Source organism: Mycobacterium sp. 852002-51613_SCH5001154 (assembly GCF_001667425.1).
GTDB lineage: Bacteria > Actinomycetota > Actinomycetes > Mycobacteriales > Mycobacteriaceae > Mycobacterium.
Genome location: NZ_LZII01000043.1, coordinates 1 through 23,496, shown reverse-complemented (window position 1 = coordinate 23,496; position 23,496 = coordinate 1). Strand labels below are relative to the sequence as shown.

Genomic DNA, 23,496 nt, shown 5'->3' with positions numbered 1-23,496 from the left:
TGTGCTCCTTAGATCTGGGCGTATCGCGGTGGTCCGTCTGCGTCGGGGATCACCCTAGTCGAGGCATTTGCGGCGGATTCGGCAGAATGGGCTGAAGAGAGTCAGGAGAGCGATGGGTCCCACTCGCTGGCAGAAATCCACCCACGTGTTCGTCGGGTTGGCCGTGCTGGCGTTTGTCGCCGCCGTGGTGGCGGCGGCAACGTTTTTCACCTCGGCGGGGCACGGCGGCAACAGCTCGCACGCCCCGATACCGCCCCCGCATGCGCCGACGGTCAAGCCGGGGATGATCCCGGTCAGTGACACCGCCGAGACACCGAGCCCGGCCGGGGTGGCCGCCGCGCTGGCGCCCATCGCGGCCGATCCGAACCTGGGCAGGTTGGGCGCCCGGGTCACCGACGCCCTGACCGGGAAAGAGCTCTGGCAGGTGGCCGACGACATGCCGCTGGTGCCGGCCTCGACCAACAAGGTGCTGACCGCGGCGGCGGCCCTGCTGACCCTGGACCACCAGGCGCGGATCAGCACGCGGGTGGTGGCCGGCAGCCAGAACGCCCAGGGCCCCGTCGTGCTGGTCGGTGCCGGCGACCCGGTGTTGTCGGCGGCGCCGCCCGGCGTGGACACCTGGTATCGGGGATCCGCTCGGCTCGGCGACCTGGTCGAGCAGATCCGCCGCAGCGGCGTGACGCCGACGGCGGTGCAGGTGGACACCTCGGCGTTCGCCGGGCCGACGATGGCGCAGGGCTGGGATGGGGCCGACGTCGACAACGGCGACATCGCGCCGATCGAGTCGGTGATGATCGACGCCGGGCGCATCCAGCCGAGCACGGTCAACTCCCGGCGGTCGCGAACCCCGGCGCTCGACGCCGGGCGAGAGCTGGCCAAGGCGCTGGGCCTCGATCCCGGCGCCGTGACGATCGCGACGGCACCCTCGGGGGCGCGGCAGCTCGCCGTCGTGCAGTCGGCGCCGCTGGTGCAGCGGCTGTCCGAGATGATGGACCACTCGGACAACGTGATGGCCGAGTGCATCGCCCGCGAGGTGGCGGCCGCGATCAACCGCCCGCGCAGCTTCGCCGGAGCGGCCGACGCGGTGACGAACCGGTTGAGCACCGCCCACGTCGACACCGGGGGCGTCACGCTGATGGATTCCAGCGGCCTTTCCGTCGACGACCGGCTCACCGCCAAGACCCTCGATGGTGTGCTGCAGGCCGCCGCCGGACCCGACCAGCCGACGCTGCGGGCGCTGTTGGATCTGCTCCCGATCGCCGCCGGTAGCGGGACGCTGGCCGACCGCTTCACCGACGCGGCCTCCAATCAGGGGCCGGCCGGCTGGTTGCGCGCCAAGACCGGCTCGTTGACCGCCATCAATGCCCTGGCCGGGGTGCTCACCGACCGCAGCGGGCGGGTGCTCACGTTCGCCTTCATCTCCAACGCCGCCGGTCCGAACGGCCGCAACGTGATGGACGCCCTGGCCAGCCGGCTCTGGTCGTGTGGTTGTTCATGAGCGCGCCCTCGGAGCTGACCCTCGGTACCGCTGTCGACTGGCGCTTCGCCGCCACCGTCGGTCAGCGGCTGGCCCGGCCCGGTCCGCCGTCCAGTGAATACACCCGGCGTCAGGTGATCGACGAGCTCACCAGTTCGGCCGCCAAGGCCGAACCGCCGGTGCGCGAGGTCACGGGCCTGGTCACCAACGGTGTCGTGCCCGCGGCCCGCATCGTCGACCGCCCCGAATGGATCGGCGCGGCGGCCGAGTCGATGCGGGTGATGATGAACGGGGCCGAGAAGCCGCGTGGGTTCCTGACGGGCCGCGTCACCGGCGCGCAGACGGGCGCCGTGCTGGCGTTCGTGTCGTCCGGAATCCTCGGTCAGTACGACCCGTTCGCCGCCGCGAAAGAGGGCTGCCTGCTGCTGGTGTATCCGAACGTCATCGCCGTCGAGCGGCAGCTACGGGTCAATCCCTCCGACTTCCGGTTGTGGGTCTGCCTGCACGAGGTGACCCACCGGGTGCAGTTCACCGCCAACCCGTGGCTGTCCGAGCACATGTCCCGCGCCTTGGCGCTGTTGACGCGGGACGCCGGTGAAGACATCGCGCAGGTGGCGAGCCGGCTGGCTGAGTACGTCCGCACCCGCGGCAACGGGACGGCCGACGGCAGCTCGTCGGGAATCGTGGGTCTGGTGCGTGCGGTGCAGTCCGAGCCGCAGCGGCAGGCCCTCGATCAGCTGCTGGTGCTCGGCACGCTGCTGGAGGGCCACGCCGACCACGTGATGGACGCCGTGGGGCCGATGGTGGTGCCGTCGGTGACCACCATCCGCCGTCGATTCGACGAGCGCCGCAATCGCAAGCAACCGCCGCTGCAGCGCCTGCTGCGCGCGTTGTTGGGGCTCGACGAGAAGCTCAACCAGTACACGCGCGGCAAGGCGTTCGTCGACCACGTGGTGGGGAAGGTCGGCATGGAACGGTTCAACGCGATCTGGACGGGTCCCGATACGCTGCCCCTGCCCGCCGAAATCGAGGAACCCCAGCGATGGATCGACAGGGTGCTGTAGGGCAGCTGCGCGCTGCCGTCGAGGCGTTCATCCAGGCCCATGTCGCCACGGCCGAACAATGGTGCGTGGCGCTGTCCGGCGGCCCGGATTCCCTCGCGCTCACGGCGGTGGCGGCCCAGCTGCTGCCCACCACCGCCGTGATCGTCGATCACGGCCTGCAACCCGACTCCGCCGCGGTCGCCGAGACCGCCCGGGCGCAAGCCGTCACCTTGGGATGCGTTGCGGCACAGGTCGTTCGCGTGCACGTCGGAAATGAAGGCGGTCCAGAGGCCGCCGCCCGTGCCGCCCGGTATGCGGCGTTGAGCGCGTACCACGGCGGACCGGTGCTGTTGGGCCACACGCTCGACGATCAGGCGGAGACGGTGCTGCTGGGGCTGGGCCGCGGGTCGGGCGTGCGGTCGATCGCCGGGATGCGCCCGTACGACGCGCCCTGGGGCCGGCCATTGCTGGGTGTGCGGCGCGCTGTGACCCACGCCGCGTGCCGCGAGCTGGGGCTGACCGCGTGGCAGGACCCGCACAACGTCGACCACCGCTTCACCCGGACCCGGCTGCGCCTGGAGGTGCTGCCGCTGCTCGAGGATGTGCTGGGCGGTGGGGTGGCCGAGGCGCTGGCCCGCACGGCCACGGCGTTGCGGGAGGACACCGAGCTCATCGACTCGCTCGCGGCCCAGGCGCTGCCCGAGGCGAAGGCGGGCGCGGGACTGCAGACGCAGGCGCTGGCCGTGCTGCCCGTCCCGGTTCGGCGCCGGGTGATCCGCGGCTGGCTCCTGGCGGGCGGCGCAACGGGCCTGACCGACAAGCAGATCCGCTCCGTCGACGCCCTTGTCACCGCCTGGCGCGGGCAGGGCGGGGTGGCGGTCGGGTCCGCACTGCGGGACGAGCGGCTGATCGCCGGGCGGCGCGACGGCCTGCTCACTCTGTGGCGCGAACCGGTTCGATAGGTGCAATACCGGGGTCGCCGTTGGTTATTCGGCCGTTGGCGTGGCACTCTGTGGGCGTGGCCCAGATCTCCTCGGCGATCACCCCCGCCCAGCCTGTGGAGCTGTACCCGGGGGACATCAAGTCAGTGCTGCTTACTGCCGAGCAGATCCAGGCGCGGATCGCCGAACTCGGTGAGGAGATCGGCGGGCAGTACCGCGACGCCATGACCGAGACCGGCCAGGATCTGCTGCTGATCACCGTGCTCAAAGGCGCCGTGATCTTTGTCACCGACCTGGCCCGGGCGATTCCGGTGCCCACCCAGTTCGAGTTCATGGCCGTCAGCTCCTACGGGACCTCGACGTCGTCTTCGGGTGTGGTGCGAATCCTCAAGGACTTGGACCGCGACATCCAGGGCCGCGACGTGCTGATCGTCGAGGACGTCGTCGACTCGGGCCTGACGCTGTCGTGGCTGCTGCGCAACCTCACCAGCCGCCATCCGCGTTCCTTGCGCGTCTGCACGTTGCTGCGCAAACCCGATGCCAAGGGGGCCAACGTCGACATCGCCTACGTCGGCTTCGACATCCCGAACGACTTCGTCGTGGGCTACGGCCTGGACTACGACGAGCGCTACCGCGACCTGTCGTACATCGGCACGTTGGACCCGAGGGTGTACCAGCAGTAGTCGCTAGTCGGCGATCGCAAGCGCGGCGAAGCCGGGCGCGGCGGGTCGCCGCCATCGCGCTAGTCGGCGATCGCAAGCGCGGCGAAGCCGGGCGCGGCGGGTCGCCGCCATCGCGCTAGTCCAACTCCCACACCGCGGTCACCGAAAAGCTCACCGTCTGCTGCCCGGGTGCCAGCGGGACCATGCTCGGCATGGCCTTCGGGGGCGCGGGTGGTCCCCCGGGTGTTGGTTCCGTCGCCTCCGAAATGGACAGCACCCTGCCCAGCCGAAGTCCGGACAGCTGGGCGTACTGCTCGGCGCGGTTTTTCGCGTCGTTGAACGCCCGCGCGCGGGCATCCTTGACCAGCTGCGAGTCATCGGCGATGGAGTAGCTGACCGACTTGATCCGGGTGGCGTCGCCGCCGGTGCCGACGATCAGGGCCAGCATCCGCGACGCGGCGTCGGGGGGGTGGATCTTGACCGTGATGGCGTTGGTCGCGCGGTACCCCGTGATGGTCTCGGTGCCGTTGGGTCCGGGATTGCTGAACTGCGGCTGCAGCGTGACCTCGGTCGTGCTGATGTCTTTGTGGTCGACGCCCGCGCCGACCAGCGCGTTGATGACCGCTTGCTGTCGGTCGTTGGTCTGGTTCATCGCTGCGGTCACGTCGGGTGCCGTGAACTCGATTCCGACGTCGGCGGTCAGGGTGTCCGGGACGCCCTGGACTTGCCCCGATCCGAAGACCGTGACCTGACGGGGATTGACCCCCGGCGCGGGCGCGGAAGGCGGGGAATCGCAGGCCGACACCATGGCGGCCGCCAATCCGGCGACGGCCAAGGCGATCAGCGTGCGGGCAAACCTCGGGGCTTTATTTGCGACCGGCATGCCTGGCACCCTAGCCGCTGGGGCGCCGCAGATGCTACGGGCCGGCCCCCGCCGTCCTGTTCGGCTGGCGTACGGGTTCGAAAACGATTGTTGTGCAAGCGTTTCAGTTGCTCTCGCCGTGGATGGCAAATCTCTCGGGCTGGCGTGGCGGCCACATATAAGTACATATATGACTCCAAACATATTGGTTTGCAATATCTTTCATATCCAACCCAAATGTTCCAGCATTTCTGTCCAGCAAAGTGAACAGTTATCGACTCGGTAATGAATTGGCGAGCCTGAGACTGTCTTCTCTGGACGCGACTGACCTAACGTGGCCAGGCGCCCGGCTCGATGCATGCGTGCGGGCTGAAAGCTGTTGATTCGAAGGGAATTAGAGGAGGGGAAATGTCTTATCTGATGGCGCAACCGGAAATCCTGGATGCGGCGGCCGGTGAACTGCACAGCATCAATGAGGCCGTGCGGGAGGGCAACTCGGCCGTGGCAGGCCCGACGACCGGGATCGTTCCCGCCGCCGCTGATGCGGTGTCGATGCTGACCGCCGCGCAGTTCTCCTGGCACGCAAAGCTCTTCCAGGAGATCAGCGCCGAGGCCGCCGCGGTTCGTGATCAGCTGGCGACGACGCTCGGCATCAGTGCCGGCTCGTACGCCGCCACGGAGATGGCCAACACGGCCGCGGTCGGTTAGGCGAGCACACATGCTGGATTTCGCGCAGTTGCCGCCGGAGGTCAACTCCGCGCTGATGTATTCCGGCCCCGGCTCGGGACCGCTGCTGGCCGCCGCGGCGGCCTGGGACGGGCTGGCCGCCGAGTTGCATTCCGCAGCATCCTCATACGGCTCGGCGATTGCGGGCCTTACCGACGGGCCATGGCAGGGGCCGGCTGCGTCGTCCATGCTGACGGCGGCCCTGCCGCAAGTGGCGTGGCTACGGGGCACCGCGGGGCGGGCGGAACATGCCGCCGCCCAAGCGGTGGCGGCAGCGGGAGCCTACGAGGCGGCGTTCGCCGAAACGGTGCCCCCGCTGGTGATTGCCACCAACCGGGCGCTGCTGATGGAGTTGCTGGCGACGAACCTCCTCGGGCAGAACACCGCGGCGCTCGCGGCGACCGAGGCGCAATACGGCGAGATGTGGGCTCAAGACGCCGCCGCGATGTATGGATACGCCGGCACGTCGGCCGCGGCGTCGACGTTGGCACCGTTCGAGCCCGCAGCGCCCAGCACCAACCCGGCCGGGGCCGCCAATCAGGCCGCGGCGGTGGCCCAAGCGGCCGGCAGCGGTGGAGGTAACAGCATGCAGGGGCTAGACACGGTGCCTCAGGCGTTGTCGTCGCTGGCCGGGTCGGCGAACAATCCCAATCCCGCGTTTTCCCTCGGCGGAATCGCCCTCAACCCCGAGGGCGACGGGCTCGTCGTCAGCGGTCCGTTGGGTGATTTGTTGGAGGGTCTGACCGGGTCGCAAACCCTTGACGCCAGTACGCCCTTTGACGCGTTCATCCGGTTGATTTCGCCGACCCGGCTATTCACCACCTCGTTCAAAGACATCCAAGGTATTGCCCAGGGCATGATCCCCGCCGCGAAGTCCGCGGCCGAGGGTGCCGCCAAAGCCGCGGAAGCGGCTCTGCCCGCGGCCATTGCAGGGCCGGGCCTGGGTTCGATCGGCTCGATCGGCGGAGCCGTCGGCAAGGCCGCATCGATCGGTGGGTTGTCGGTGCCGGCGGCATGGACCAGCGCGGCCCCGGCGGCGCCACCGGTCACCTTGGCTCTCAACGGCCTCACTGCTGCGTCGGCTATGGAACCTGCCACGAACGCGGTTGGCGGGGTGCCGATGATGCCTGTTGGCGGGACGGGGCGTAGTGCAGCGGCCCACTTCGTCGCGCCGCGATACGGTTTCAAGCCCACGGTCATTGCTCAACCACCCGCGGGGGGCTGATTCGAGACGCACTCGCTCCGCGCGTCAGAAGGGTGGGATCGTCCGGGACGGGTTCCACGGCCGGCTCGTCGGGAATCCAGTCCGGCGGTAGTTCTTCGGGCTCTTTGGGATCGTTCACCCAAGTGCAGAAGGGGCTGGTGCTAGGTGTGCCTTTGAATGCGAAGAGCATGTCGCGCATGTGATTACGGAATTGCGCGCCGCGATTTCGTGCCCGTCCGCGACGGCCAGCACTACAGACACGGCGGAGGACGTTTGGTAAAGCGCATAATCCGGTCAGGTGTTGTCCACAGGTCGATCGTTTGAACCACCCAGTACGCGGCGAACTCGAGGATCAGCGCCACCTCGGCCAGAAGGCCCCAATGGCCGCCCAACCCTCTTGAGTAATGAACCCAGAGAACTGCAATTAACGTAGCCAGCATCAGCCAGGCAATCCCCCAGTAGATGCGCTTGTAACCGCGCTGATGCGGTGACTTCGACGGGTCCTCTCGCCCGACGACGTATGCGGTGCAGAACGTGGTGGCGATGAAGGCCGAGAGCAGTAGTACTGCGGCTGCACCGTGTGCGTACTCCTTGAACGTGTCCCGAAAGAAGATCAGCGCAATCAGGCCGAGCACCATAATCAGCCAGAAAACGCACAGCGACACTATTCCCCCCGGCCTTCGCTTCCGCGGGGGGCGACCGCGCCTCCATTGGTCCAGCATCACCGACCAGATCACCAAATAGCCCAGACCCAATGCGATGGCGACCGCCCAAACATTGGGCAGCATGGCGGCCTTGGCATTGTCGTCGAAGTCGAGCGGCAGATTAGCTGGCCCGGGGCACAGGTCGTTGGGTCGAGGCTGCGGCACTATCGCGGCGGTCAATGCGCTGACCCCGGCCAGAGTCAACAAGACATCCTCGGTGTCGGTGCTGCCCCTATAGATGATGAATAGCGTGCCGAGCGCCAGGAGCGCGGCGACGACGATGCTGTGCGCGGACGTGTAATAGTAAGTGCTGATGGCCGATTGCCAGCAGGGTGCCGATATCCTTTCGATGATCACGCCCGCAGCGAGCATCACCATTAGTACGACCATGGCGACGCGTAAGTCACGGTATATGGCAAGCGTCATGGGAGTCCGACGCGGGCCTTGGCCGCCCGTGCCCGTTGGCTGGCTCACGCTGCCCACACTTCCGGATGACTAACGCTTTCGCCCTTTTGGTTCGCTTCAGTCATGTCCGTACCTGTTTGTCGACGATGTCGGGTGATATGGCTGACTGCACAGGATTTTAGGGATATTCGTCTAACGGCGTGCAGCTATGGGGTTTCTGATTTGAAGTCGCGCCGCGGCGCCGTTTTGAGAGCGGATATCCCGCAAGAGTTACCGTGCCGTCGGCCAGTTGCTTATCGCGCCACTCGCCGAAGGGTTTAAGTCGATGATGGGAGCGACGCGGAATTACTCTCTTGAGTAATTCACCCCATGTCAACCCAAAAGGTCAGGGCCAAGACACCGGCACCAGCCACGGCCAGGAGGATCACATCGAACGGGCGAAGACGCGGGGGTTCTGCTGCACCGATCCGAATCTCGCGAGCGATAAGGAAGAGTGGAACCGTCACACTGATGGCGACGAAGAACCCGCCGACGATGTAGAGCCAGACGAATCGCACGCCGTACTTCCTGGCTTCGACGACCATGAGGATGGCGACGGACATACCTAGCATCAGGGCGTCGGCGGTGAGATTGCGCGACGACGCGTTGACCCTTGTGTCGTGCCAGAAATTGTCGAAGAACGCGGCAAGGCCGCTGTGTGTGTACGCGACGGTCTGACTCCACGTCGCAACAAGCGCCAGCACCGCGATCAGCGCGTACACGGCGCACAACACTTTGCGGGACGTGGGAATGGATGCCGGTTGCACCTGCTCTGTTGTTGTCACGACCACACGCTAGAGGAACACGACCGCTCGCTAAAGCAATTTGAACCGATGATGTTGTCGGCAAAGGTATTTGAGGTTGTCCGCGACGGTCCGCCACCCGCAGCCGGATTGCGGTGGCTGAACGGAATGGTGCGGTCGAGGTCGCAGACAACGGCCGGCCGGCTGCACCCGGGGAAGCGACAGGTGAGATCGCGGCACCGGACGGCGGACGGTTGATAGCGCAGGGCCTCGACCGGACTCGTCATCGGATCGGCGACGAAAGGATGCGGCCGCGGCCAGTTGGCGCACTTGCTCGGCGGATGACGCCGTCGCCCTCCAGTAGCCGGGCTCGGCGCCATCGGAATGGACGGTCCGTTCGCTGGCCACCACGTTGATGACCACCTGATCAGTTTCTCGTCGTGACCAGATCGCTGCGGCTGATGATCAAGCGCACCGTGCGCCAGTCCGTCCGGCCCTTCCCGAGCAGGGCCGCAACTTTCGGCAGCCTGGTGTCCAGCGCCTCCGCGTACGACACCAGATAGCCCGCCGCCACGGGCGAGAGGTTCATCGCGGCGGCGACCTCGGCAGCGGTCTGCTCGAAGCCGTCGATTGCCGCGTATTTATGGTCCAACTCGGGCCGCTCGGCGGTGGCCACCCGATGCCGCAGCAATGCTGCTACCGCAGCCAGCCGGCGGGCCACCAGCATGGTTCCTGCCGGTGCGACTACTCGATCAGCTCCACCAGGGCGGCGGGATTCGGCGGTGTATCGAACATACGCTCGATAGCATGCCCCGGCACTGACACGCAGCGTCGACCGGAAGCGACTCAGCCGCCCGAGCCCTCCGCCGTGGGATTCGGCATCAACACTCGCTGGCGGGTCGTGGCGCGGAACGGATCCAGCGACTGCCCGTCACCCAACGCCGCATGCACATCTTCGGGCGTGATCAGGCCCAGTTCCACCTGTAGCCAGGTAGCGCTGAGCCCGAACGCGTGCGCGGCGCGCCTGGCCTCCTCGGCGTCGGGGAAGTCGTCGGCGTTCGCGCGACCGGCGCCCCCATACCACCGTCCTTTGGTGACGCCACAGGCGTCGCGCAACTGCTCGACCGTGATGTCGCGGTTCAGCGTCGCCTCGAGCAGGCGCTTGAGTCCCCAGCCTGCGGAGTTAGTGCGTGGCATCCGTCCAGAGTAACCCGGTGCCGAAAGACGGGCAAAGCATCTAGATCTGCGAGTCGATGACGAAAAATAAGAAATTAGTACTTAGTACTAGACATAGATTCCTAATTTATGACATAGTCTCCGGAAGCACGACGGGACACCCCAGATCCAGGCATTCAATGAGGAGAAGACACATGTCGTTCGTGACCACACAGCCGGACCTGCTGCTAGCCGCGGCCGGCCAGCTGCAGGCGATCGGCTCCGCGGTAACCGCCGCGAACTCGATGGCCGCGTTTTCGATCACCGGAGTGGTTCCGGCGGCGGCCGACGAAGTCTCGGCGATGACTGCGGCCGCCTTCGCCGGTTACGGCCAGCAGTATCAGGCGATCAGCGCCCAGGCCAGCATGATTCATGAGCAGTTCGTCAGCGCGTTGGGACGCAGCGCCGATTCGTACGCAGCCACCGAGGCTGCCAATCGGACGCAGATGGTGGGGGGCCACGTCGCCCCCGCCCGTATGGCGCCTGTCGCGCCCGCTCGCCCCGCACCCGCCGCGCCCGCTCACGTTTCGCCACCTGCGCCGCGCCGCGTGACCCCGAACGCCCCGGGCCGGGCAGTGCCCGGCGCCCCGGTCGGCTCGGGCCCGGCCGCGCCCGGACCCCTGGGGGCGGCGACGCCCGTCGGCGCGGGCTGGCAAGGGGGCGGCGGTTACGGCGCTGGCAATTACGGCGCCCACCCCGCACCGCAGCACGGCGGCTATGCCAATGCCAATTACGGCCACATGACACGGCAGCACGGCGGATACGCCAATGCCAATTACGGCGCTCACCCGGCGCCCGCCGGCCACGTCGCAGGTGCGGAATTGGCGGCCGGTCAGCACATCTCGCCTTCGCAGCTGGCGCCGACGGCGCCCGTCCACCGGATGCCGCTGGCGGCCGCCGCGATACCGGCCGAACACGTCGCCCCCATGCACCTGCCCGCCGGCATGCCCAACGAACACGTCGTGCAGGCGCACGCCGCCCTCAAAGCTGCCGGCCCGAAGCCCATGCCGGCGCTGGCATAGCGAAACGACATAGAGAAAAGGAAGGTAGTCATGGATTTCGGTGCGATGCCCCCGGAGGTCAATTCGGGCCTGATGTACGCGGGCCCCGGCCCAGTGTCAATGCTGGCGGCGGCGACCGCGTGGGAGGGGCTCGCCGCGGAGCTGCGTTCAGCCGCGACGAGCTACGGGACGGCGATCCTCGAGCTCACCGATGCCGCCTGGCAGGGCCCGTCGTCGGAAGCGATGGCGGCCGCCGCATCCCCCTACGTGGCCTGGATGCACGCCACGGCGGCGCAGGCCGAGCAGGCTGGTATGCAGGCGACCGCAGCCGCCGTCGCGCACGAGGTGGCGTTTGCGGCGACCGTGCCTCCGCCGGTGATCGCGGCCAACCGCGCCTTGCTGATGCAGCTCATCGCGACCAACTTTCTGGGCATCAACACACCGGCGATCGCGGCCACTGAGGCGCAGTACGGCGAGATGTGGGCCCAGGACACGATGGCCATGTACGCCTACGCCGGCTCCTCGGCGGCGGCGGCCATGCTGGCGCCGATGACGGTCGCCCCGCCCACCACCAATCCCGGCGGGGTCGCGGCCAGCGCCATGGCGGCCGGCGAGGCCAACATGCAGGGGTTGGCCACCCAAGCGACCATGGGGTTGCCGTCGACGCTCAGTTCGTCCGCCTCGTCGCTGGCCAGTAGCTTCCCGTCGGCGATCAGCAGTCTCACCGGCCTGCTCGGCATGCCCTTCGGACAGGGTGGCGGCACCGCCACATCGGGACTGGGCGGGATCACCGCGTCCAACGCGGGCCTTGCGAGCGGCGTGGGCGCATCCTCCCCGGTGGGGCTGGCCGATATGCAACGTTTCCGTCCCGGCCAGCCGCTAGTACCCGCACCGCAGAGGCTGTCGCCGGCGGCAAGTTTCGGCCAGGCCTCATCCGTCGGGGGCCTCTCGGTTCCCCCGAACTGGACCGCGGCGACTTCCCAAGTTGCCGCACCCGCCGGGGCTCCCCTGTCGGGAGCCGGCGCGGCGGCTCGAATGCTGAGACCCCCGCATAGCTCCGCGACCCAAACGGGCGGCATGGAGATGCGCGGATTCGGCGCCACCATGCCGGCTCCTGCCAGCGTATTGCCGCGCGTGGTCGGATAACGGAAAGGAGAAAAGACTGAACGCATCGGCAGCCAAACTTCCAGCTTGACAACAACTTTCGAAGGAGACATGTAATGACAACACGATTCATGACCGATCCGCACGAAATGCGGGCGATGGCGGGCCGCTTCGAGGTGCACGCCCAGACGGTTGAGGATGAGGCTCGCAAGATGTGGGCGTCCTCGATGAACATCGCCGGCTCCGGCTGGAGCGGTCAGGCGCAGGCCACCTCGTACGACACCATGGGTCAGGTCGATCAAGCGTTCCGCAACATCGTCAACATGCTGCACGGCGTCCGCGACGGACTGGTTCGAGACGCGAACAACTACGAGCAGCAAGAGCAGGCCTCACAGCAGATCCTGGGCAGCTAGCCCACCAACCAAAACAGGAGACGATTGACGATGACCATCAACTATCAATTCGGCGATGTCGACACTCACGGGGCCACCATCCGCGCGCAGGCCGCGTCTCTGGAGGCTGAGCACCAGGCCATCGTTCGCGATGTGCTTGCGGCCGGGGACTTTTGGGGCGGTGCCGGTTCGGTGGCCTGCCAGGAGTTCATCACCCAGTTGGGCCGCAACTTCCAGGTGATCTATGAGCAGGCCAACGCCCACGGGCAGAAGGTGCAGAGCGCCGGCAGCAACATGGCCAGCACCGACAGCGCCGTCGGCTCCAGCTGGGCCTGACGGCCTAAGGAGTGACGAGGACTTTGCAGTGTCGCTCGGGGTCGGCGAGGTCGTCAAAGGCCGCGCCGACCCCGTCGAGGCCGACCTCGCCGGTAATCAGCGGGGTCGCGTCGATGTCGCCCTCGGCCAGCGCGCGCAGCGAGTCGGTGAACTCCTCCGGGGTGTAGGCGAGCACGAATTGAACACTGATCTCTTTGGCAATCGCGAAGAACGGATGCACTGTGTCGGGCTGCATGCAAACACCGGCGACTACCAGGCGGGTGCCGGGCCGGGCCCGAAGCAACACGTCGTCGATGATCCCCGGCACTCCCACCGCCTCGAACACCACCGCGGGTTTGACCGAGTCGAACGGCGAACCCTGTGCGGCATCGAGCGCCCGATGGGCGCCCATGGCGGCGGCGAGTTCGCGCCGCTTCGGCGAAAAGTCCGCCGCGACAATGTTTTCGACGCCTCGGGCACGCAGGGCAGCGATGATCGCGATGCCGATCGGGCCGCAGCCGATGACCAGCGCCGTCTCGCCCGGCGCGATGTTGGACTTGTTGACGGCGTGCAACCCCACCGCCATCGGCTCGGTCAGCGCCGCATGTTTGAAGTCCAGGCCGTTCGGGATGGGGAGCAGCAGCGGTGCCGAGAGCAGCATTCGTTCGGCGTAGCCGCCGATTGTGCTGTTGCTGTAAACGATTGGCTCCACGCCCTTGGCGGACAGCAAGACCGGAAGCGAGGTGACCAGCGTTCCCGGCGGGTGGGTTTCGGTGTCGGGCCCGGCGTCGAGCACCTCGGCGCTGAACTCGTGTCCCATGAAGACGTCGTGGCCCAGGTCGACGTGCATGCCGCCCGCACCCGCGGCCACTCGATTGCTCATTTCCAGCACCTGTGCGCCGTGAGCGGCGAAATGCAGGTCGGACCCGCAGATTCCGCACGCCCGCACGCCGACGAGCACCTGCCCTGCCTCGGGCACGGGCTCCGGCACGTCGTCCCGGTAGACCATCCGTCCATCTCGCAGTACCGCCGCGCGCATCAGCTTCCCGCGCCCTTCTGCTCCTCGACATGCTCAGTGATGGCTTTCACCACGGCCTCACCCGCTCGGCCGATCAGCTGGTCGCGATTGCCCTTGGCCCAGTCGTGGGATGACCGCGCCGCCTCGAGCTGGCCCTTGAAATGGGGAATCACCTTGCGCGCCATCAGGTCGTAGCAGTGATAAGTCGCCTCGGGGGACGCCCAGTCGTGGCCGAGCATCAGCAGCGTGCCGAACCCGCCTGAGCGGTCGAGCAAGTCTTCGATGTGGGCGATCGCGTCGTCGGGGGTACCTATGCAGCAATTGCCCTTGGCCGCGTAATCCTCGACGAACTCGTGCGGTGTCTGGGCGCCCTCCACGGCGTTGGCCAACGGGACGAACCCCGCCGCGCCGAAGTAGTTGGCGAAATCCTGTAACCCGTAGGTGCAATCGTCGATGGCCTGCTCGCGGCTGTCCGCGATGTGCATGATGCTCAGAACACGCCAGTCGGACCGATTTGGCTCGTCGCGTCCGACTTTTGCGGCCTGCTCGCGCACCACGTCCCAGGTGATTTCCAGAGCTGCGTAGCCACCCGGCACCGACATCGACAGTGATAACAACGACGTGCCCAGTGCACCCGCCAGCCGCGGCCCGGACGGCGAAATCATTGCCGCCGTTGAGATTTCCGGGTAGGGCCAGGTGTAGGGCCGGATGTGCAACTGCGCGTCACGCAAGGTGAACCAGTCGGCATGACGGTCTATTCGCTCGGAGGGCCCGGCGCGGAACAGCGCGAGGATCGCTTCCAACGACTCCTGCATCATGTGCCGTTGGTCGACCGGGTCGATGCCCATCATGTAGGCATCCGATGGCAACGCGCCGGGGCCGGTGCCGAACATCACCCGGCCGCGGGTGAGGTGGTCGAGCAACACCCAGCGATCGGCCACCATCAGCGGATGATGGTAGGGCAGCGAAACCACCCCGGTGCCCAACCGGATGTGCTTCGTCCGCTCGGCCGCCGCCGCGATGAAAACTTCCGGGCAGGCGATCAATTCGTAGCCACCGGAGTGGTGTTCGCCGAACCAGGCTTCGTCGAAGCCGAGCCGATCCAGCGCGACCACGCGTTCCATGTCGTATTCCAAAGCCACCGTTGGCGATTGGCCAATCGGGTGAAACGGTGTGATGAAGACACCGAAGCGCAGGGGGGCACTCATCGCAGCTCCAATTCGTTGAGGAAGTCCAGTAGGGCCGCGTTCACCTCGTCCGGGCGCTCCTGCTGCAGCCAGTGTCCCGCGTCGTCGATCATGACCTGACGGTAGGGGCCGGTGATCAACTGCGACGCGCGGTCGGCGCGGGTGAACGTCAGCACCGGATCGGCGGTCCCACCGATAAAGAGCGCAGGCACAGTGATTTTGGCGTCGGCCAGCTCCGGGGTGGTCTCCCAATTGCGGTCGAAATTGCGATACCAGTTCAGGCCGCCGGTGAACCCGGTGCGAGAAAACTCGCTGATGTAGTGGTCGAGCTCATCCTGGCTGAGCCAGTCCGGCAGCCGGTCGGGTTCCGGAAGGCGATCGATGAATCCCTCGGTACCCGGCGCTACCATGCGTGCCGCGGAGAGCGGGTCATCCGACGTGCGCAGCCCGCCCAGCATCCGGCGGATCGTGCGGGCGGGATCACCGTTGAGCTCCGCGTCGGCGACGCCCGGCTCCTGGAAGTACAGGATGTAAAAGAACTTGTCGCCTAACATCTTGCGCCACGCCTTCGTCGGCGCAACGTGCGAGCGGGGCACCGCCGGGACGCTGAGCGCGGCGACGGCGGCGACCCGATCCGGGTGCAGCAATGGCGCATTCCACACCACGGCGGCGCCCCAGTCGTGTCCGATCCAGACAGCGCGTTCGGCGCCGACATCGTCGAGAAGACCGACTAAGTCGGCCGTCAGCTGGTGGATGTCGTAAGCCTCGATGGCGTCCGGGCGCGAGGAGCCGCCGTAGCCGCGCTGATCCGGTGCCAGCACGTGGTAGCCGGCCTCGGCGAGGACCGGTATCTGGTGGCGCCACGAATAGGCCAGTTCGGGAAAGCCGTGGGCCAAGATCACCGCGGGTGCGCCGCGCTCTCCCGCCTCAGCCACCCGCAGCTGCACACCGTTGGTCTCGACTAACCGTTCGGTTGATTTGAGCACCATGTCACCAAAGCACACCCCCCACCGGGCTGAGAAGTATTCGCGTTTGATCGCGATTTGCATTCCAACGGCTTTGGTCGCCTGGTAGATATCGCCGTGAGCGCTCGCACGACTGAAGGCAGGTGAACCCGGAAATGAAGCGGCTCGACCACGTCGTCCTCTGGACGCGAGATCCGCGCGCGTCGATGGATTTCTACACCAGGGTGGTTGGCTTGGAGCCGGTCCGGTTTGCCGAGTTCGAGGCGGGCGATGCGCCGTTCCCCAGCGTGCGGGTATGTGAGGAATCGATCATCGGCTTGTCGCCGCGTGCCGCTGTCGCCACCACCGAGTCGATGACACGGGCGCAAGGCAGCGCCGGCTATCCGGTGAACCACGTTTGCCTGGCTTTGTCGAAGGCCGAGTACGAGGCACTGGATCAGCGTCTGCAAGCCGAAGGAGTGGACACCAGCGCGCGGTTGAGTCGCACTTTTGGGGCCCGCGGCTGGGCGCCGCAGGGGTACTACTTCACCGATCCGGACGGCAATGTGATCGAGGCCCGGTATTACGAGTAGCGAAACTCTAGAAGGGTCCGCCCGCCATCGAACGTCACGCTGGCGTGGCCACCACCGGCCACCGTCGCGCTGGCGTGACGCTCGGCACGCCCCCGGGGGAACCCCCGCTCGTTATATCGACAACGGCGATGACCCGGCCCCCGCAAGCGGGCGGTACCCCCAGCGCCCGGCTCTGCCGGAGCTGGCGATCGCCGCGGCGACAATGGTGGCGACCCGTTGCGCTCCGGCTCTGCCGGAGCTGGCGATCGCCACTAGCGGTAACCTGGACGTTTCTAGCTGCGTGTATATCGGGGAAGGACCTGGCCGGCAAGGCCGATGATTGATGAACCGGAAAAACGTTATTCGCACCATCACGGCGATTGCAGTCGTGGTGCTGCTCGGTTGGTCGTTCTTCTACTTCAGCGACGACACCCGCGGCTATAAGCCAGTCGACACGTCGGTAGCGGTGGCGCAGATCAACGGCGACAACGTCAAGAGCGCTCAGATCGACGATCGCGAGCAGCAGCTGCGGCTGACCCTGAAAAAGGGCAACAACGACACCGACAATTCCGACAAGGTCATCACCAAATACCCGAGCGGGTACGCGGTCGACCTTTTCAACGCGCTGAGCGCTAAGAACGCAAAGGTCAGTACGGTCGTCAACCAGGGCAGCATCCTGGGCGAGCTGCTGGTCTACGTATTACCGCTGCTGTTGCTGGTGGGCCTGTTCGTGATGTTCTCCCGGATGCAGGGCGGCGCCCGCATGGGCTTCGGCTTCGGCAAGTCGCGCGCCAAGCTGCTCAACAAGGACATGCCCAAGACCACGTTCGCCGACGTTGCGGGCGTCGACGAGGCCGTCGAAGAGCTTTACGAGATCAAGGATTTCCTGCAGAACCCCGGCCGCTATCAGGCGCTGGGCGCCAAGATCCCCAAGGGCGTGCTGCTTTACGGCCCACCCGGGACCGGCAAGACGCTGCTGGCCCGTGCCGTGGCCGGGGAAGCGGGAGTTCCGTTCTTCACCATTTCCGGGTCCGACTTCGTCGAGATGTTCGTCGGCGTCGGCGCGTCGCGGGTACGCGACCTTTTCGAGCAGGCCAAGCAGAACAACCCGTGCATCATCTTCGTCGACGAGATCGACGCGGTGGGCCGCCAGCGCGGCGCCGGGCTCGGCGGTGGCCACGATGAGCGGGAGCAAACGCTGAACCAGTTGCTGGTCGAGATGGACGGGTTCGACCCGCGGGCCGGCGTCATCCTGATCGCGGCCACCAACCGGCCCGACATCCTCGACCCCGCGCTGCTGCGGCCCGGCCGCTTCGACCGGCAGATCCCGGTGTCCAACCCGGACCTGGCGGGTCGCCGCGCGGTGCTGGCAGTGCATTCGAAGGGCAAGCCCATCGCCCCCGACGCCGACCTCGACGGATTGGCCAAGCGGACCGTCGGCATGACCGGTGCCGACCTGGCCAATGTCATCAATGAGGCCGCGCTGCTGACCGCACGGGAGAACGGCACCGTCATCACCACCGCCGCGCTCGAAGAGGCGGTGGACCGGGTGATCGGCGGGCCGCGCCGCAAGGGCCGCATCATCAGCGAGCAGGAAAAGAAGATCACCGCCTACCACGAGGGCGGCCACACCCTGGCCGCCTGGGCGATGCCCGACATCGAGCCGATCTACAAGGTCACGATCCTGGCCCGCGGACGCACCGGCGGTCACGCGGTGGCGGTGCCCGAGGAAGACAAGGGCCTGCGGACACGCTCGGAGATGATCGCGCAGCTGGTGTTCGCGATGGGCGGGCGTGCGGCCGAGGAACTGGTGTTCCGGGAGCCGACGACCGGCGCGGTGTCCGACATCGAGCAGGCCACCAAGGTGGCCCGCGCGATGGTCACCGAGTTCGGGATGAGTTCCAAGCTGGGTGCGGTCAAATACGGCACCGAACACGGCGACCCGTTCCTGGGCCGCACCATGGGGACGCAGGCCGACTACTCCCACGAGGTCGCCCGCGACATCGACGACGAAATCCGCAAGCTCATCGAGGCGGCCCACACCGAGGCGTGGGAGATCCTCACCGAATACCGCGACGTACTCGACACGCTGGCCGGCGAGCTGCTGGAAAAGGAAACGCTGCACCGCGCCGAGTTGGAGGGCATCTTCGCCGACGTCGAAAAGCGGCCCCGACTCACCATGTTCGACGACTTCGGTGGCCGCATCCCGTCCGACAAACCGCCGATCAAGACGCCCGGCGAGCTGGCCATCGAGCGCGGCGAGCCGTGGCCACCACCGGTTCCCGAACCGGCTTTCAAGGCGGCCATCGCGCCGGCCAGCCAAGCCGCCGCGGCCGCGGGAGCGGACGCCGACCGAAACAACAACGGCGGCAATGGTTCTCAAGGGAACGGCCCCCGCCCGGGCGTGCCGCACGGCCCCACCCAACCGGACTACGGTGCGCCGGCGGGCTGGCACGCGCCGGGATGGCCACCACATGATCAACAGCCCAACTGGTATCCGCCGCCCCAGGCCCCGCAGCAGCCCTACTGGCCGCAGCCGGCGGGGAACCACCCGGGTTATCCGGGCCACCCCGCTCGTCCGGGTCAGCACGGTCCGCAGGGTCAGGCGCAGCCCCCTTACCCGCCGTATCCGCCTTACCCGCCGCCCGGGCTGCCCGACCCGAATGGTGGAAAGTCTCCCGACCAGCAGGACGACGACGTGAGCCGATCCAACCCACCGGCGCACGGCTGACGAACGGAGGATTCGATGGCCTTAACTGGTTTGGGGCCCGACACAGCCACTCCCACGACTCGGGTGTTTGACCAGGCGCGCGCCGAAGCCGCGGTCCGGGAATTGCTGTACGCCATCGGCGAGGACCCGGACCGGCACGGTCTGCGGGAAACGCCGGCTCGCGTCGCCCGTGCCTACCAGGAGATGTTCGCCGGGCTCTACACCGATCCCGACAGCGTGCTGAACACGATGTTCGACGAAGACCACGATGAACTGGTGCTGGTGAAGGAAATCCCGCTGTACTCCACCTGCGAGCACCACCTGGTGTCGTTTCACGGTGTGGCCCACGTCGGCTACATCCCTGGCAACGACGGCCGGGTGACCGGGCTGTCGAAGATCGCGCGACTGGTCGACCTTTACGCCAAGCGACCGCAGGTGCAGGAGCGGCTGACCAGCCAGGTCGCCGACGCCCTGATGAAGAAACTCGATCCGCGCGGCGTGATCGTCGTGATCGAGGCCGAGCACCTGTGCATGGCCATGCGCGGCGTCCGCAAGCCCGGCGCGGTCACCACCACCTCGGCGGTACGCGGACAGTTCAAATCCAACGCCGCTTCCCGAGCCGAAGCCCTCGATCTCATCCTGCGTAAGTGAGTCGGCGCCTGTGCGGGTTATGGGAGTCCTGAACGTCACCGACGACTCGTTCTCCGATGGCGGCCGCTATCTCGACACCGGCGACGCAGTGGCGCACGGACTGGCGCTGGCCGCCGACGGCGCGGACATCGTCGATGTCGGGGGGGAGTCGACTCGCCCCGGCGCCACCCGGATCGACCCGGGGGTGGAGACCGCTCGTGTGATCCCCGTCGTCAAAGAGCTTGTGGCAGAGGGAATTACGGTGAGTATCGACACCATGCACGCGGGCGTCGCGCGGGCGGCGCTGCAGAATGGCGCGCGGATCGTCAACGATGTGTCGGGCGGTCGTGCAGATCCCGCGATGGCGCCACTGCTGGCCGACGCCGGGGTGCCCTGGGTGCTTATGCATTGGCGGTCGGTGTCGGCCGATCGCCCGCATGCGGCCCCGCACTACGACGACGTGGTCGCCGAAGTGCGCGCCGAGCTGCTCGCCAGCGTTGATGCCGCGGTGGCCGCCGGCGTGGACCCCGCCAACATGGTGATCGATCCGGGGCTCGGGTTCGCCAAGACGGGTCAACACAACTGGGCGCTGCTGCGCGCGTTGCCGCAGCTGGTCGACACGGGGATCCCGGTGCTCCTGGGCGCCTCACGCAAACGGTTCCTCGGTACGTTGTTAGCCGGGCCGGATGGCTCGCCGCGCCCGCCCGCCGGCCGCGAGACTGCGACCGCGGTGATCTCCGCGCTGGCAGCGTTGTACGGAGCGTGGGGTGTTCGCGTGCACGACGTGCGGGCCACGACCGACGCGCTCAAGGTGGTGGGGACCTGGACGCAGAGCGAAACGCAGCAGACCGACCTGGCTGGAGACAATGGCTGATCGAATCGAATTGCGGGGGTTGACGATTCGTGGAAGACACGGAGTTTTCGATCACGAGCGGGCCGACGGGCAAGAGTTTGTTGTCGATATGACCGTGTGGATCGACCTCGCCGGGGCCGCCGCCAGCGACGAGCTGGCCGACACCTACGACTACGCCGCCCTGGCCGAGCTGGCGACCGACGTCGTGGCCGGACCGCCGCGCAACTTGATCGAAGCGGTCGGTGGCGAGATCGCCGACCGGGTGATGGAAGACGACAGAGTGCACGCCGTCGAGGTGGTGGTGCACAAGCCGCAGGCCCCGATCCCGCAGCAGTTCGCCGACGTCGCGGTGGTGGTGCGGCGGTCGCGGCGCGGTGGTCGCGGTTCGGTGGTTCCGGTGGAGCGGCGCCTATGACGTGGGTGGTGCTGTCCATCGGCTCCAACCTGGGCGACCGACTGGCGCGCCTGCAGTCGGTCGTCGACGGGCTGGATGAGAAGGTGCTCGCGGTGTCGCCGGTGTATGAGACCGATCCGTGGGGCCGGGTCGATCAGGCGCCGTTTCTCAACGCGGTGCTGATCGCCAACGATCCGGGGTGCGACGGGCAGTGCTGGCTGCGCCGAGCCCAGGAATTCGAGCGGGCGGCGGGCCGCGTGCGCGGCGAGCGCTGGGGCCCGCGCACCCTCGACGTCGACCTGATCGCCTGTTACGGCGAGGCGGAGGTGGTCTCCCGCGAGAACAACCTGACGCTGCCGCATCCGTTGGCCCATTTGCGGGCCTTCGTCATGATCCCGTGGATTGCCATCGACCCCGATGCCCAGCTGACCGTCGGCGAGGGCCCGCGACCGGTTGCGAGCCTGCTCGCCGAACTGGAGCCGGCCGACCGGGAAAGCGTTCGGTTGACCAGCCTGACGCTCGACCGGGCCGGCCCGGGACCGGAAGCCTGATGGGCCCGACCCGCAAACGTGACCTCACGGCCGCGGTCGTCGCCGCTGCGGTGGTGGGTTATCTGCTGGTGAATGCCCTCTACCGGTGGTTTCCGCCCATCACGGTCTGGACGGGCCTGTCGCTGCTGGCGGTGGCCATCGCGGAAGCCTTATGGGCGCGCCACGTGCGGGCCAAGATCACCGACGGCGAAATCGGCGTTGGCACCGGCTGGCTGCACCCGCTGGCGGTGGCGCGCAGCCTCATGGTCGCCAAGGCGTCGGCCTGGGTGGGCGCGCTGGTGCTGGGCTGGTGGGTCGGCGTGCTCGTGTATTTCCTGCCGCGGCGGTCCTGGCTGCGTTCGGCCGCCGAGGACACCAGCGGCGCCGTGGTCGCGGCCGTCAGCGCGCTGGCGTTACTCGTCGCCGCGCTGTGGCTGCAGCATTGCTGCAAGTCCCCGCCGGATCAGACCGAGCACGGTGAAGGCGCGGAAAACTAGCCCACACGTATGCCGTCGACAACCCGCGTGAGAATCGCCGGACTAGGGCGACACGCTGAATGACCTCGCGCAGGTACAGTCAGGCCATGACCGTTCTGTCCCGCGGCGCCCGCGTTCGGCGCGGCGGCCGCAGGCCGGGTTGGGTGCTCTTGACCGCGTTGCTGGTCCTCGCGATGGGGGCCAGTTCCGCACTGGTTTTCACCAATCGGGTGGAACTCCTCAAGCTCGCTGTAATCCTGGCGCTGTGGGCCGCAGTCGCCGGTGCCTTCGTATCGGTGCTGTACCGCCGCCAGAGCGACGCGGATCAATCCCGCGTCCGCGACCTGAAGCTGGTGTACGACCTGCAGCTGGATCGCGAAATTTCGGCCCGTCGCGAGTATGAACTGACCGTGGAGTCCCAGCTGCGCCGCGAGTTGGCTTCCGAGCTGCGCGCTCAGGCCGCCGACGACCTGGCCGAGCTGCGGGCGGAGTTGAGCGCGTTGCGCACCAGCCTGGAGATCCTGTTCGACACCGACCTCGCGCAGCGCCCGGCCTTGGAGACGCCAGAGACCGAGGCGCCACGCGAGCGCGCCTACAGCGAGTGGGACCGCAACGGCGAAACCCCGCGTGACGCGCCCTATGACTGGGTCGCCAGCGACCGGGTCACCTCCGTCCCCCAGGACAACCAGCCGGGCCGTGCCGACGAAACGGCGATCATCGACGTGCCCGAGGAACCGCTGTTGCCACCCCGGCAGGCGCAGCCCCGCCGCGAGCGGGTACCTCACCAGTACGAAGCGCCGCAGGAGCCGGCGCCCCCGCCCCAGCCGGAGCCGTCGTACAGCGCGTCGCCGCCCCAGCCGGAGCCGCGGTTCGAACCTCGCCCTCCGCCGCCCCAGCAGCAGCAGCCGCCACCGCCCCCGCCGCAGCCGGAGCCGGCGCCTCAGCCGCAAGTGCAGGGCTGGCAGCCGGCGGGTGCGTCGGGACTGTGGTTGCCGCCCGGAACGCCGGGCAGTAGCTGGACCGGCTCCGAATCGTCCGTGACACCGGCCGACGAAACATCGGGCCGGCGGCGGCGCGCCCGGCAGACCGAGTCGGACGAGGCCTGGGCCGGCCCGCCCGCCCAGCCGGTGACGCCGCCGTACGGCGAATCGGGTCGCCGGGCGCGATCGCGCCACTCGGCGGAATACCGCGACTATGGCGTGCGCAATTTCACGCCCACGAACGAGCCGGCCTTCGCACCGCCGCCGCCCGTTCCGGCCACGCCCCCGCCACCGCCGCCGTGTCGGGGCGTGTGTTCCGGCGCGGGCGGCGGTGCCAGGCGCGGTGGTTGCTCGGCGGCGGGGGGTGGC

The 23,496-nt window shown here is 67.7% G+C and carries 24 protein-coding genes and 3 pseudogenes; 18 read left to right on the top strand and 9 right to left on the bottom strand.

Translation table 11 applies throughout. The features are described 5' to 3' along the window. Window positions 1-112: 112 nt before the first annotated feature. Genes dacB through hpt form a run of 4 tightly spaced genes read left to right on the top strand, consistent with a single transcriptional unit; the run spans window position 113 to window position 4,144 of the window. Window positions 113-1,498, top strand: a complete 1,386-nt coding sequence (gene dacB / locus A5750_RS10955) for a D-alanyl-D-alanine carboxypeptidase/D-alanyl-D-alanine-endopeptidase (RefSeq protein WP_067262712.1) — start codon at window positions 113-115, stop codon at window positions 1,496-1,498. Further along, the gene (locus A5750_RS10950; protein WP_067262709.1) at window positions 1,495-2,541 is read left to right on the top strand and encodes a zinc-dependent metalloprotease; all 1,047 of its coding nucleotides are present in this window, start codon (window positions 1,495-1,497) and stop codon (window positions 2,539-2,541) included. Before dacB ends, A5750_RS10950 begins: the two co-directional genes overlap by 4 nt. Continuing rightward, window positions 2,520-3,482, top strand: coding sequence for a tRNA lysidine(34) synthetase TilS (tilS, locus tag A5750_RS10945; protein ID WP_066955582.1), 963 nt, complete (start codon window positions 2,520-2,522; stop codon window positions 3,480-3,482). Before A5750_RS10950 ends, tilS begins: the two co-directional genes overlap by 22 nt. Before the next feature lie 50 nt (window positions 3,483-3,532). Continuing rightward, window positions 3,533-4,144 (top strand): hypoxanthine phosphoribosyltransferase, encoded by a 612-nt coding sequence (gene hpt / locus A5750_RS10940; RefSeq protein ID WP_066955579.1) that lies wholly within the window; start codon window positions 3,533-3,535, stop codon window positions 4,142-4,144. 115 nt (window positions 4,145-4,259) lie between these two features. Here the strand turns inward: hpt and A5750_RS10935 are convergent, their stop codons facing one another. After that, window positions 4,260-5,006, bottom strand: coding sequence for an SIMPL domain-containing protein (locus A5750_RS10935; RefSeq protein ID WP_066955576.1), 747 nt, complete (start codon window positions 5,004-5,006; stop codon window positions 4,260-4,262). A 387-nt stretch (window positions 5,007-5,393) separates the two neighbouring features. Here A5750_RS10935 and A5750_RS10930 point away from each other — a divergent pair, with 387 nt between their 5' ends. Together A5750_RS10930 and A5750_RS10925 are read left to right on the top strand one after the other, a co-directional pair. Continuing rightward, complete coding sequence (locus A5750_RS10930; RefSeq protein WP_066955573.1) at window positions 5,394-5,693, top strand: PE family protein; 300 nt, start codon at window positions 5,394-5,396, stop codon at window positions 5,691-5,693. 10 nt (window positions 5,694-5,703) lie between these two features. Next, on the top strand, window positions 5,704-6,936 hold the full coding sequence (locus A5750_RS10925; protein WP_066955570.1) for a PPE family protein: 1,233 nt from the start codon (window positions 5,704-5,706) through the stop codon (window positions 6,934-6,936). Here the strand turns inward: A5750_RS10925 and A5750_RS26320 are convergent. The 5 genes and pseudogenes from A5750_RS26320 to A5750_RS10905 all read right to left on the bottom strand — a co-directional run. Then, window positions 6,908-7,129, bottom strand: a pseudogene (locus tag A5750_RS26320) (hypothetical protein); the annotation flags it as partial. The gene A5750_RS10925 and the pseudogene A5750_RS26320 sit on opposite strands and share 29 nt — an antisense overlap. Before the next feature lie 37 nt (window positions 7,130-7,166). Then, window positions 7,167-7,997, bottom strand: a complete 831-nt coding sequence (locus tag A5750_RS10920; RefSeq protein WP_156664311.1) for a hypothetical protein — start codon at window positions 7,995-7,997, stop codon at window positions 7,167-7,169. A gap of 389 nt (window positions 7,998-8,386) precedes the next feature. Continuing rightward, on the bottom strand, window positions 8,387-8,848 hold the full coding sequence (locus tag A5750_RS10915; protein ID WP_066956001.1) for a DUF2834 domain-containing protein: 462 nt from the start codon (window positions 8,846-8,848) through the stop codon (window positions 8,387-8,389). A 39-nt stretch (window positions 8,849-8,887) separates the two neighbouring features. Beyond that, window positions 8,888-9,601 (bottom strand): annotated as a pseudogene (locus A5750_RS25290) (DUF222 domain-containing protein); the annotation flags it as partial. 51 nt (window positions 9,602-9,652) lie between these two features. Continuing rightward, window positions 9,653-10,003, bottom strand: coding sequence for a hypothetical protein (locus A5750_RS10905; protein ID WP_066955561.1), 351 nt, complete (start codon window positions 10,001-10,003; stop codon window positions 9,653-9,655). Between the two features lie 173 nt (window positions 10,004-10,176). Between A5750_RS10905 and A5750_RS26315 the strand changes: the two are divergent. From A5750_RS26315 to A5750_RS10885, 4 genes and pseudogenes are all read left to right on the top strand, one after another. Further along, a pseudogene (locus A5750_RS26315) lies at window positions 10,177-10,458 on the top strand (PE family protein); the annotation flags it as partial. A gap of 615 nt (window positions 10,459-11,073) precedes the next feature. Further along, window positions 11,074-12,168, top strand: a complete 1,095-nt coding sequence (locus A5750_RS10895) for a PPE family protein (protein ID WP_066955554.1) — start codon at window positions 11,074-11,076, stop codon at window positions 12,166-12,168. Between the two features lie 74 nt (window positions 12,169-12,242). Continuing rightward, window positions 12,243-12,539 carry a WXG100 family type VII secretion target gene (locus A5750_RS10890; RefSeq protein ID WP_066955551.1) on the top strand — a complete coding sequence of 99 codons (297 nt, stop codon included), beginning with the start codon at window positions 12,243-12,245 and terminating at the stop codon, window positions 12,537-12,539. A 30-nt stretch (window positions 12,540-12,569) separates the two neighbouring features. Next, window positions 12,570-12,854 (top strand): WXG100 family type VII secretion target, encoded by a 285-nt coding sequence (locus tag A5750_RS10885; protein ID WP_066955548.1) that lies wholly within the window; start codon window positions 12,570-12,572, stop codon window positions 12,852-12,854. A gap of 4 nt (window positions 12,855-12,858) precedes the next feature. On the opposite strand, the gene A5750_RS10880 is transcribed toward A5750_RS10885, so the two are convergent. From A5750_RS10880 to A5750_RS10870, 3 genes are read right to left on the bottom strand one after another with little or no spacing between them, the layout of a single operon-like run. Continuing rightward, the gene (locus A5750_RS10880) at window positions 12,859-13,872 is read right to left on the bottom strand and encodes a zinc-binding dehydrogenase (protein WP_066955545.1); all 1,014 of its coding nucleotides are present in this window, start codon (window positions 13,870-13,872) and stop codon (window positions 12,859-12,861) included. After that, window positions 13,872-15,059 (bottom strand): LLM class flavin-dependent oxidoreductase, encoded by a 1,188-nt coding sequence (locus A5750_RS10875; RefSeq protein ID WP_066955542.1) that lies wholly within the window; start codon window positions 15,057-15,059, stop codon window positions 13,872-13,874. Before A5750_RS10875 ends, A5750_RS10880 begins: the two co-directional genes overlap by 1 nt. Next, the gene (locus A5750_RS10870) at window positions 15,056-16,027 is read right to left on the bottom strand and encodes an alpha/beta fold hydrolase (protein ID WP_369828686.1); all 972 of its coding nucleotides are present in this window, start codon (window positions 16,025-16,027) and stop codon (window positions 15,056-15,058) included. The genes A5750_RS10875 and A5750_RS10870 overlap by 4 nt, the downstream gene beginning before the upstream one ends. A 131-nt stretch (window positions 16,028-16,158) precedes the next feature. Between A5750_RS10870 and A5750_RS10865 the strand changes: the two genes are divergently transcribed. From A5750_RS10865 to A5750_RS10830, 8 genes are all read left to right on the top strand, one after another. After that, window positions 16,159-16,575 carry a VOC family protein gene (locus tag A5750_RS10865; RefSeq protein ID WP_067262875.1) on the top strand — a complete coding sequence of 139 codons (417 nt, stop codon included), beginning with the start codon at window positions 16,159-16,161 and terminating at the stop codon, window positions 16,573-16,575. A 322-nt stretch (window positions 16,576-16,897) separates the two neighbouring features. Further along, a complete protein-coding gene (ftsH, locus tag A5750_RS10860; protein WP_067262697.1) occupies window positions 16,898-19,285 on the top strand; it encodes an ATP-dependent zinc metalloprotease FtsH in 2,388 nt (795 codons plus the stop codon). Between the two features lie 15 nt (window positions 19,286-19,300). Continuing rightward, window positions 19,301-19,915 carry a GTP cyclohydrolase I FolE gene (gene folE, locus A5750_RS10855; protein WP_066955536.1) on the top strand — a complete coding sequence of 205 codons (615 nt, stop codon included), beginning with the start codon at window positions 19,301-19,303 and terminating at the stop codon, window positions 19,913-19,915. A 19-nt stretch (window positions 19,916-19,934) separates the two neighbouring features. Then, window positions 19,935-20,768, top strand: coding sequence for a dihydropteroate synthase (gene folP / locus A5750_RS10850; RefSeq protein ID WP_066955533.1), 834 nt, complete (start codon window positions 19,935-19,937; stop codon window positions 20,766-20,768). Continuing rightward, window positions 20,761-21,162 (top strand): dihydroneopterin aldolase, encoded by a 402-nt coding sequence (gene folB, locus A5750_RS10845; RefSeq protein ID WP_066955530.1) that lies wholly within the window; start codon window positions 20,761-20,763, stop codon window positions 21,160-21,162. The genes folP and folB overlap by 8 nt, the downstream gene beginning before the upstream one ends. After that, window positions 21,159-21,692 carry a 2-amino-4-hydroxy-6-hydroxymethyldihydropteridine diphosphokinase gene (gene folK / locus A5750_RS10840; RefSeq protein ID WP_066955527.1) on the top strand — a complete coding sequence of 178 codons (534 nt, stop codon included), beginning with the start codon at window positions 21,159-21,161 and terminating at the stop codon, window positions 21,690-21,692. The genes folB and folK overlap by 4 nt, the downstream gene beginning before the upstream one ends. Continuing rightward, window positions 21,692-22,168 carry a DUF3180 domain-containing protein gene (locus A5750_RS10835; protein WP_066955524.1) on the top strand — a complete coding sequence of 159 codons (477 nt, stop codon included), beginning with the start codon at window positions 21,692-21,694 and terminating at the stop codon, window positions 22,166-22,168. Before folK ends, A5750_RS10835 begins: the two co-directional genes overlap by 1 nt. 86 nt (window positions 22,169-22,254) lie before the next feature. Continuing rightward, a partial coding sequence (locus A5750_RS10830) for a DUF6779 domain-containing protein (protein WP_231989171.1) occupies window positions 22,255-23,496 on the top strand: 1,242 nt, incomplete at its 3' end.